Origin of the sequence: Seohaeicola saemankumensis, from assembly GCF_042678485.1 — a bacterium.
In the GTDB taxonomy this organism is placed as follows: Bacteria; Pseudomonadota; Alphaproteobacteria; order Rhodobacterales; family Rhodobacteraceae; genus Seohaeicola; species Seohaeicola saemankumensis.
The window spans coordinates 611,650-620,400 of record NZ_JBHTKR010000002.1; the positions used below are offsets into that span (position 1 = coordinate 611,650).

General features: G+C 55.7%; 10 protein-coding genes and 1 tRNA gene. 4 read left to right on the forward strand and 7 right to left on the reverse strand.

All coding sequences use genetic code 11. The annotated features are described in order from the left end of the window. Positions 1-79: 79 nt before the first annotated feature. Positions 80-508 carry an Lrp/AsnC family transcriptional regulator gene (locus tag ACFQ3C_RS06755; protein WP_380789790.1) on the forward strand — a complete coding sequence of 143 codons (429 nt, stop codon included), beginning with the start codon at positions 80-82 and terminating at the stop codon, positions 506-508. A gap of 17 nt (positions 509-525) precedes the next feature. Here the strand turns inward: ACFQ3C_RS06755 and ACFQ3C_RS06760 are convergent, their stop codons facing one another. Together ACFQ3C_RS06760 and ACFQ3C_RS06765 are read right to left on the reverse strand one after the other, a co-directional pair. Continuing rightward, entirely contained in the window at positions 526-975 is a 450-nt protein-coding gene (locus ACFQ3C_RS06760) for a disulfide bond formation protein B (RefSeq protein WP_380789825.1), read from the reverse strand. 20 nt (positions 976-995) lie between these two features. Then, positions 996-1,574 (reverse strand): YqaA family protein, encoded by a 579-nt coding sequence (locus ACFQ3C_RS06765; RefSeq protein ID WP_380789791.1) that lies wholly within the window; start codon positions 1,572-1,574, stop codon positions 996-998. A gap of 183 nt (positions 1,575-1,757) precedes the next feature. Here ACFQ3C_RS06765 and ACFQ3C_RS06770 point away from each other — a divergent pair. Continuing rightward, a tRNA-Leu gene (locus tag ACFQ3C_RS06770) sits at positions 1,758-1,841 on the forward strand. A 116-nt stretch (positions 1,842-1,957) separates the two neighbouring features. Here ACFQ3C_RS06770 and ACFQ3C_RS06775 read toward each other — a convergent pair. The 3 genes from ACFQ3C_RS06775 to ACFQ3C_RS06785 form a co-directional block, all read right to left on the reverse strand. Next, positions 1,958-2,878: a hypothetical protein gene (locus tag ACFQ3C_RS06775; RefSeq protein WP_380789793.1), complete on the reverse strand. Its 921-nt coding sequence runs from the start codon at positions 2,876-2,878 to the stop codon at positions 1,958-1,960. Positions 2,879-3,724: 846 nt separating this feature from the next. Beyond that, complete coding sequence (locus ACFQ3C_RS06780; protein WP_380789794.1) at positions 3,725-4,450, reverse strand: hypothetical protein; 726 nt, start codon at positions 4,448-4,450, stop codon at positions 3,725-3,727. Between the two features lie 165 nt (positions 4,451-4,615). After that, complete coding sequence (locus ACFQ3C_RS06785) at positions 4,616-4,765, reverse strand: hypothetical protein (protein WP_380789796.1); 150 nt, start codon at positions 4,763-4,765, stop codon at positions 4,616-4,618. 11 nt (positions 4,766-4,776) lie between these two features. Between ACFQ3C_RS06785 and ACFQ3C_RS06790 the strand changes: the two genes are divergently transcribed. Beyond that, positions 4,777-5,130, forward strand: a complete 354-nt coding sequence (locus ACFQ3C_RS06790; protein WP_380789797.1) for a phasin family protein — start codon at positions 4,777-4,779, stop codon at positions 5,128-5,130. 1,047 nt (positions 5,131-6,177) lie between these two features. Here the strand turns inward: ACFQ3C_RS06790 and ACFQ3C_RS06795 are convergent. Both ACFQ3C_RS06795 and ACFQ3C_RS06800 read right to left on the reverse strand, forming a co-directional pair. Then, positions 6,178-6,894 carry a phytochelatin synthase family protein gene (locus ACFQ3C_RS06795; protein ID WP_380789798.1) on the reverse strand — a complete coding sequence of 239 codons (717 nt, stop codon included), beginning with the start codon at positions 6,892-6,894 and terminating at the stop codon, positions 6,178-6,180. Positions 6,895-7,074: 180 nt separating this feature from the next. Beyond that, positions 7,075-7,785, reverse strand: coding sequence for a 2-hydroxychromene-2-carboxylate isomerase (locus ACFQ3C_RS06800; RefSeq protein ID WP_380789799.1), 711 nt, complete (start codon positions 7,783-7,785; stop codon positions 7,075-7,077). 142 nt (positions 7,786-7,927) lie between these two features. Here ACFQ3C_RS06800 and ACFQ3C_RS06805 point away from each other — a divergent pair, with 142 nt between their 5' ends. After that, the gene (locus ACFQ3C_RS06805; RefSeq protein ID WP_380789801.1) at positions 7,928-8,215 is read left to right on the forward strand and encodes an SH3 domain-containing protein; all 288 of its coding nucleotides are present in this window, start codon (positions 7,928-7,930) and stop codon (positions 8,213-8,215) included. Positions 8,216-8,751: the final 536 nt, after the last annotated feature.

Sequence of the window (8,751 nt, forward strand, 5' to 3'; positions counted from 1 at the left end):
CCATTTCGGGATGGAATATAGCCGGCAAAATGATCAATATGTGCCAAGGATTGTCAAATCGGACAAAGGAACCGCCAAAATGGATGATACGGATCAGGCCTTGATCCGCGCGTTGCGTCACGATGCCCGCGCCTCGCTTTCGGCGCTGTCGGATCAGCTTGGCGTGTCGCGGACCACGGTCCGGGCGCGGATCGAGCGGCTGCAACGGCAGGGCGACATCATCGGTTTCAGTGTCGTGCTGAAAGGCGATGTGGCGCAGGATCCGGTGCGCGGCCTGATGATGATCGCGGTGGAGGGGCGCGGCGCCGAACGTATTCAGCGCCAGCTGACTGGCCTGACCGAGGTGCGCGCAGTGCATAACACCAATGGCCGCTGGGACATGATCATCGAGATCGGCACCGCCACGCTGGAGGATCTGGATCGCGCACTGGCCGCAATTCGCCGTCTGGAAGGCGTTGTCAGTTCCGAGACGAACCTTCTGCTGAGCACCCGCAAGTCGGGCCGCTGACGCCGGGGGGACGGATGTCAGCGCGCCGCGCGCAGCGCCATCAGCCAGAGGCCCGCAAGCCCCAGCGATACCAGCGCATTCCAGCTTGCCATGGACAGGCCGAACATCTCCCACGGCACCTCATCGCAGCGGATCAGCGGCGCTGCCATGATCTGCGCGAAAAGATCCTGCGCCGATTGACCGGCGACACCGCCACCGCTGCAGGAGGCCGGACCCTCCCACCAGCCGCGCTCGACCCCGGTGTGATAAGCGCCGATACCGGAAGTGGCGAACGCCGCCAGCGCGCCCAGGCCCGCCAGCCATGCGGCCGGTAGAAACGCCAGCATCGCAAGGCCGCCGATCCCGATCGCCGCCACATGTGGCCACCGCTGCCAGATGCACAGTTTGCACGGTGCCATGCCGCCGATATGCTGAAAGGCCAGCGCGCCCAGCATCAGGGCGGCCGATCCGGCAGCGGCAAGGATCATCCAGTGGCGCGCGGTCAGTGTCACAGGAAGCGTACTCCGTAGAACCCGGCCAGCAGGATGATCACGAACAGGGTGAACAGCAAGCCCAGACGCTTTTCGATGAAATCACGAATAGGTGCGCCGAACTTCCACAGCAGCGCCGCCACGATGAAAAAACGCAGGCCGCGCGCGATGATCGAGGTGACGATGAAGGTGCCCAGCGGCAGGCCCGTCCAGCCTGACATGATGGTGATGACCTTGTAGGGAAAGGGCGTGATCCCCGCGATCAGCACCGGCCAGAAGCCGAATTCGTTGAAGCGGGTGTTGAACGCCTCCATCGCGTCGCCCTTGCCGAGCGCCTCGAGGATGGGCTGGCCCAGCGTCTCGTAGAAAAACGCGCCGATCACATAGCCCAGCACGCCCCCCAGGACCGAGGAAACCAGTGCCACACCTGCGATCAGCCAGGCGCGGTTGGGCCGCGCCAGGATCATCGGGATCATCAACACGTCCGGGGGGATCGGAAAGACCGAGGATTCGATGAAGGACACGACAGCCAGAACCCACAGGGCGCGCGGATGCAGCGCCTGTCGCAGGGTCCAGTCGTAAAGTGATCGTATCATGCTGTTGCCCGTCGTTGCGCCCCGAGGGCCATGCCTGCCCCGCACCCCTGTTCTGGCCGGGTGTTTACCTGTCCGCTAAGCTGCCGCAAAGGGAAAACGCGCCGTCCCGGTCTGATACCGCACGTTTTCGACTGGACGCAGCAGCAGACCGGCGATAGATCAGCATGGCGCAAGACAGCCTGTGCGGGTGTGGCGGAATGGTAGACGCGAGGGTCTCAAACACCCTTACCTCACGGTGTGTCGGTTCGAGTCCGACCACCCGCACCATCTTTCCCAAAATGGGATTGATTTTAAAGGAAAAAATAAGACAGTAGCTTGATGGTCCCCCGTCTGGTCCCCCAGTGCATCGATGATGGCCTTGTGGTGGCAAGCTTTGAAGACGGTCATTCTTTCGACGTTGCGTTTGACAAGAGGTGCCATAGACCCTTTGTTGCCGTCGATCTGTCTTGAAGTCGTATGCGATGACGGGTGCGATAGAGTCCTAAATCAGAAAGATTGATCTTCCGGCCTGCTTCTAAGCCGGAGCCTCGGTAATCACCCATCCGGGTGTAGCCTTGCTGGACCAGATAATTGTGGACTGCATCGGCTGCCACGATCAGCGAGACGCCTTCCTTGGTTTCCGCAGGCACATAGCCCTTGTAGCCGTTCAGCTGGGCGATCTTGGTGGTCGCCTTGGCCTGTTCCTTGGACCGCAGATCCCGCAGGTATCCAAGGACGAACTCCACGCCCTTGGGTTCGGTCTCAGCCAGCGTCTTCAGGCCCGTCTTCACAGCCGGATCCAGCATCTCCACTGCATAGAGGCTGACCAGTCGATCGATCGAGGCCACCAGCTCCGGGCTGGGATCCTTGACCATGGCACCATTGTCACCGGCCAGCATGGCAATCGCCATCGCGTTCCGGGCAAAGAAGTGGTTCTCCTTGTCGAGCTTGTAGCTCGTCATGAACTGGGCCAGATCCTTGGCCTTCTCGATGTAGACCTTCTCCAGGTTCTTCTTCGACAGACCCTTGAGCGTCTCTTCTTCCTTGCTGATCGCCAGATCGAGCTTGGAACTGTCGCTCAGCATCTCCCGTATATTCCGGATCCTTATGGTCTCCCCAAGGGCAGCCAGATCAGTCCGGGCCAGGCCCAGATGCAGCTGTCCCCATTCGACATCCGTCAGCTTGCGGGAGAACTGCTCCCCGATGATCTTCGGCATGTCCTGCCGGAAGATCTGACGGATCCGAGACACAGCAGACTTGACTGGGTTCATGAGCTGGAACATGTCCCGGTTCTCATCGGTGATCCCCATGACCTCATCGGCCAACTTACCCTTTAGAAAACCAGCCTACCTAAAAACCAGGTAGAGTCAGACGAAGACCTAAAGTCACCCGAAATCCTATCTGTCTAGAAGTCATTATCTTTGCTGAACCTGCTCTCTTCGAGAGCTCTGTTTTGAGGCATATTAAATGAACTCGGAACAACTTGAGCCCAAGTTTCCATAAGTTTCTACCTAAAACCCAAGCAACCGTTTCTGGGCGAAATCGACTAAGAGCGTCTAAAGGATAAACCCTCAAAAAAGGCTAAAATTGCAGTTTGACTATAACCTAAATTATTGAGCTTCCCGAACCGTTCAAAGAACTGGTTCAACTGGTTCAACCGAGATCGACGGTCTCGAAGGAACCCGAAACGAGTTGTCTGAGGAGGACTGTCAGGGCCCGGTTCTGAGGCGTATTGTAGAGCTAGAAAAATAATCAACAAACGTTCATTTTTTAATTGACGGATCAGAAAACAGGTGTATAACTGGGGTTGCCCCCACCGGGGGCTAATAGCTGCAACCTTTGAGAGGGGGTCTTTTCTCGACCTGGTTTGAGCGGCGATCAAGTGCTTCGAGATCAAGAAGGTTAGGGGCTCTTACATTCCAGAAATCTAGGACGGTCTCTTGCATTTCGGAAATGTAGGATAGGGTCCTACATTCTTGGAATGTAGGACTGGGCGTTCAGGACTGGTAGGAAAGGCTGGCTCTGGGGCAACCGCTCCATGATCACAAATCTTGCACCCGAAGACATGAGTCACTCCCTCACGGCTCGCGTGCCTTTGGTGCTTGATCTGATCCAGTGCAGGAATTTGGCGAACGGCCATGGGGAAGAATGCGGGTCACAGAAGACGACCATCAGTGCATCTGCACTGGTTCCAACATGTCGTCGGTATCCAGCTTGAGAGCACTGCGCCAGAGAGGCGTCTTGAAGACGTGATGTACATTTCGGCTGTCAGCTGTTTTCTCATGTGTTTCCATGATCAGACCTGACCATTCCAAGGGCCGCAGTACGCAGGCTGAGAACGCAGACAGCTGACGCCATCCTGTATTTCCCTGGTCCGCACCATCGACGTAGAAGGCGGCGTAGAGATCACGCTCTGTGCTGCCTTGATCCGCTTCCACATTGATCACGTTCAACCAGACATCCCATGAACCAAAAGGTCTGTCGTCAAATCGCGAATAGGCTGCGTGATCCATTTGGAGAACATAAAAGGGGATCAGTTCATCGAACAGCTTGCCAGGGGTTTTCGCCAGAGCTGCACCTCGTTTGGTGAGGTGGAACTCCCCCTTGAAGTGGCGGCCCAACCTGAGATGGATCAACAGGAAATGCAGCAGTTCCAGTGGAGGGAAATCGTATTCATTGAGCACCTTTTTGTAGCGGAGCAGGTCTTCAGGGCTCCTGTTCGGCCAGTCAAAATTCTCCACAGCCCATTGCACGAAAACACGTTTGAACGCTTTCGTCTTGGTCAGGCCGATCGGTCCGTTGTCCTCAACATAGCGCAGCGTCAATGTGGCGGCTCGCAACAAAGGCGAGTGGATCAAATCAGGATGTTTATCAGAGAGTTTACGGAAGTTGTTCATCCAGAAAGGTTGGCATAGGGTTTGAACCAGCGCCAGTAGTCGCGTTTCGCAACATGATAAAGGATCGTGCAGTAGACGCCGCGCTGGCCTGTAAACTGGATCGTGAGCCTTGTCTTTACACACCCTTGGTGCAAAACCTTGCCTGGCTGGAAGCAAAGTCGGATATCAATAATCCTCGGCGGTTTCCTGTTCGGCATGTCCCCGGGTCGCAGCATGATCCAGTTCCATGCTGAGCTGAATGACAAAGGCTGCCGTGGCAACTAGCCGTTCACGCGCTTCCGGGCGTGGCAGCGGCCCATTACAGAAATCGGTCAAGGATCATAGACATGGCAAAATCAAACCAAACACGAGCCAACACGAGTAGTGGCGCCCCTGCGATGGCTGCAGCCGTGATGGCCCTGAATCCGGCTTTGACCAAGGCTTGGCTGGAGATGATGTCCGACAGCGCACGTTTCCTGGCGGAACGTCTGCAAAAGGATTTGGAGACCCAAAAGGCTATGCTGGCGTGCAAGACACCGGCGGAATTGCTGCAGATTCAGGCAGAGTTTTTCAAGACAGCTATGGAGCAATACTCGGAGCACGCCATGCGTCTGAAGGAGACCATGACCACGGTAACGGAAGAGACAGTCAAAGGCGTGCGATCCGGCCACTCCCGCGGCTATGATGACGTGCCGTTGTGACCGAGACAGTTGCGCGGGATAGAGTTCCTGCGAGCTTGAGCTATGACGATGCTGAATGACCGGGCAGGAGGGTGGTTGTAGCTGAGGGACGACTGCAAACCTCTCTTGCGCGAAATCTGCATGAAGCCCATCCGCCTGCCCTGCGCCAGAAATCTGGTTGCTGCGTTCTCTGGAAGCGGAGGAGGGGATCGTATGCAGGCACTCTCCCGCAATAGCTCATAGAAGAGAGCTCACTCGGACGAGAGGAAGCAGGTTTTCTCCGGAAAGGAAGGCGACGATAAGCACCGACAACTCCCTCTTTTCGATAATTCCCGCTTCCTACATTTCTGAAATGTAGGCGGGTGAGGCTAGGTAGCTGTGGTAGATTGCCTGGGGTCTTCCTTGGTGTGAAGGGCGGTGCGGAAATACTTCTATATTTCCAAAATATAGCGGACGCTGATCTTTTTTCTCGAAAACCCATCGTTTGTACCTGCTTTTCGTGCGTTGAACCTCTCTCTAAGCGGCTTGGGGCCAACTGAAGTCCGGTTCTAGGACAGTCAAAGCTTGACCAGTTCTCGCCAAGTTGAAGAGAAGGGGCGCTCGGTCTGGTTCTACAGCATGAAACTCCAACTGTAGGCATGAACAAGAGGACACAGAGGGGCTTGATTTCGGGGCTTCTCAGTTGCGGCGCAAGTATGCAACGTGCCCTCTATGATCTCTCAGGCTAAGCGGCGTGTCTGACCTGTTTGGTCCACAATAGGAATCTTCCTTGCTCTCGCATTTGCATCGACCCTGAGGTGCTTCAAGCTCGGTGTACGCGCCGTGGTGCTGCTTGCACTGAATGTTCAATTGATGAGGGGTGGGAATGTCCGGATTGGAAGCGTCCACGCTTGATGCCATTGTGCAAGGACCGCAAAGCGGACAAAGCCGCCGCAAGATTTTCATTAGACCGAGAATGATAGACCGAGTACGGAAACCACATAGCGGTGTCCAAATGTCACTGAGGCGGCTCTGCCTGGCGACGCATCAAGGGGAAACATCAAAATCGCAACTTGGACTTTGGTACAGTCAACGGCTGACGCTGACATAACCCCTTGTTTTACCTCCGTTGGCCGAGTCAGTCGTATTCATCGCATCAAAGAGGGCTGCGGCTTCGACCCAAATGGGGGGGTATTTATAGCGTGTCACGTCGAGAATGAGAAACCGGTCGGTATCCTGATCATAGGCGCCCAACGGGGAGATGTGACCTCCGGATTCCTGGCCGATCGATTTCCTCAAGTAGTTCACAAGAATGAAATGATCGTTGTCCTCGAGTTGAGCGATGGCAGTTTTCCGGAAGGTTTCGAGGTCTGAGTCCGCCGCGTGGACCACTTCGACTTCAAGGTTGTGCGCCGCAAGCACGCCGCCAAACTCATCTATTGTCATACCGTAAGGCGGGTTTACGATCGAGGAGGCAGGCTTTACTGCTTCGGCCGCTGTCGTGAAAATGTTGTTTTGGTCAAACATGCCGAGACCAAGCGTCATGTCAGAGGCGGGACGTGGCACATTCAGCGCGTTGAGTACCATAGCAATGGTTGCTGGCCCGCAATATGCAGGGTTGTCCTGCGTCGTGAAGTGGATGCTGAGGGGAAAATAGTCTGTATTCGCCTCGGCACCAAAGAGCATCGCTGCTCCCTGAGGTGTCGCGAGACTTATCACGCCGTCGGGCAGAGGCAGAGTTTCTGCCTGCGCAGACGACAAGCCTGCCGCCATTGTAACTACCGCAACAAAAACCAGCCGTTTCATGCAATTCATTTCTTCCCCCAATTCACAAAATAAGTAAGAAAATTTGACTCGGAGTTTAGCATTCAGGGGACAAGTGCGCTACTTTTGGTTTCCAAGTACGAGATATCCCCAGCCCGGACTTGGAAGCGTTGCGCCTTACGGCAATAACCGCTCTGCGGGACAGAGCGAACCCTTGGTGTTTCAGCTTCCTTTGGCCCAAAGCAACGCGTCATCAAGGCGGTCGTCCCCCCAGAACACCTCCCCATCTACAATGAATGTAGGCGAACCAAATATGCCTAGTTCCATGGCCTCATTTGTGGCTGTTGCAAGTGCACTTGTGATCCGCTCCGATTGAGCAGCAGCCAGTACGCGGCTTGGATCGCAGCCGATTTCCTCCAGGGTTTCAGAGATGTTCGGTTCCTCTCCAGCTGGCTCGCCGCTTTCGAACCAACGCCGATAGGTGGTGCGGGTGTAGGCCGCTACCCAACCCTCCTCGACTCCAAGTGTGGCAATCTGGTTGGCAAGCACAAGGCCTGGAACCGGATAGGGTGCCGGAATAAACGGTGCGAGGCCGTAGCGATCAGCGCGACGTTGGATGTCTCGCCACATGTAAGCTGTCTTCACGGGTTTATCTTTGAACGGGATATTATTTTGTTCAATCATCACGTGCCGAACATTGAACGGACGCCACCGAACTTTTACCCCTGCAGCTCTTTCGACCTCGGGAAGTCGCATAACAGTTAGGTAACTGTAAGTGCTGCCGATTGAATACCAAAAATCGATTTGCGCCACGCCGCGCCCCTCGTTCAGTTGTTTCTTCAGTCCTAGGTTACAGCAAAGATGGCCACCGGACCATCTGCTCTTCTCTAGGTCGTCTAAGGACTCGGAGCAGACCTTCGCTGCATTGGCCACGAACGACTGCCTTGGGCCGCGAGTGACGACGCGCTGTATTAGCTTAGCGTGGCGATGCTGCGGAGCGGAGAAGGTCAGCAAGACCGGACTAGGCATTGGTTTGATGCCGATCTATTGATAAAGAAACAAACGGGGTCAGACCATGCGACTCAGCATCCTTCCGGTTATTTTGGCTTTCACGCTGGCGTCGGGTTGTAGCAACTTTGCCGCTGAAAGTACTTTTGTGGAAGGCACTGGTCCGGACGAATTGCTGAAGTTGCGGGCAGGTCCGGGGCTTGGGTTTCGTGTAATCCTAGGCCTTCCAGAAGGAACCTCGCTCAATCGCCGTGACTGTGTAACCGAAGTAGGTCAGCTGTGGTGCCGCGTCTCTCTCTCGGCCGCACCACAGATCACGGGCTACGTCTCCGCCGATTACCTCTCGGCACGTTAACTTCGGCCTGCTGCCGTTGCCCGCTGTTTTCACCAATCAAAATGCTTCGCATTGCAGGAATGACTTTGACGGGAAGGCTGCCGCGCGGCACCGACAGGGTTGATGAATGGGAGATTTGGGTAGTTCGTGTCATTGCAGCAGAACCTGTCCTCGCTCAAAGACAGGCACCTTGAACGAAGTCTTCGGTACGCAGCGTGGTCTCATGACCCCTAGAACTTGTGGTGATTTCGCGCTGGGGACGACCATGGAAACCCTGCCGCCCCTGTCGACAAGAATTGAACCTCAGGTGGATGCTGGCACTATCCTTTCCTGCCATACTCTTGGTCGTAAAGAATTCGACAACCCTCAAGTCACGGGTATTTCTTGGATGGTATTCGTTTTGGGGATAATAAAGTCGGGCCCCCGCTCAAGGCGATGCGGGAGCCCTGGGAGGTTCGCATCAGTAGCGGTCACCGTCATAAGCCTGTGAATCGCTGATCTTGTAGCTCCAGGCCAGCCCGGCATTGCGCCAGCCATTCATCACACGCTGGCCCTTG

Coding starts and splice junctions, on each gene's coding strand:
- ACFQ3C_RS06780 (WP_380789794.1), bottom strand. CDS start 4,450: ATGAACAACTTCCGTAAACTCTCTGATAAACATCCTGATTTGATCCAC.
- ACFQ3C_RS06795 (WP_380789798.1), bottom strand. CDS start 6,894: ATGAAACGGCTGGTTTTTGTTGCGGTAGTTACAATGGCGGCAGGCTTG.
- ACFQ3C_RS06755 (WP_380789790.1), top strand. CDS start 80: ATGGATGATACGGATCAGGCCTTGATCCGCGCGTTGCGTCACGATGCC.
- ACFQ3C_RS06760 (WP_380789825.1), bottom strand. CDS start 975: ATGATCCTTGCCGCTGCCGGATCGGCCGCCCTGATGCTGGGCGCGCTG.
- ACFQ3C_RS06790 (WP_380789797.1), top strand. CDS start 4,777: ATGGCAAAATCAAACCAAACACGAGCCAACACGAGTAGTGGCGCCCCT.
- ACFQ3C_RS06765 (WP_380789791.1), bottom strand. CDS start 1,574: ATGATACGATCACTTTACGACTGGACCCTGCGACAGGCGCTGCATCCG.
- ACFQ3C_RS06805 (WP_380789801.1), top strand. CDS start 7,928: ATGCGACTCAGCATCCTTCCGGTTATTTTGGCTTTCACGCTGGCGTCG.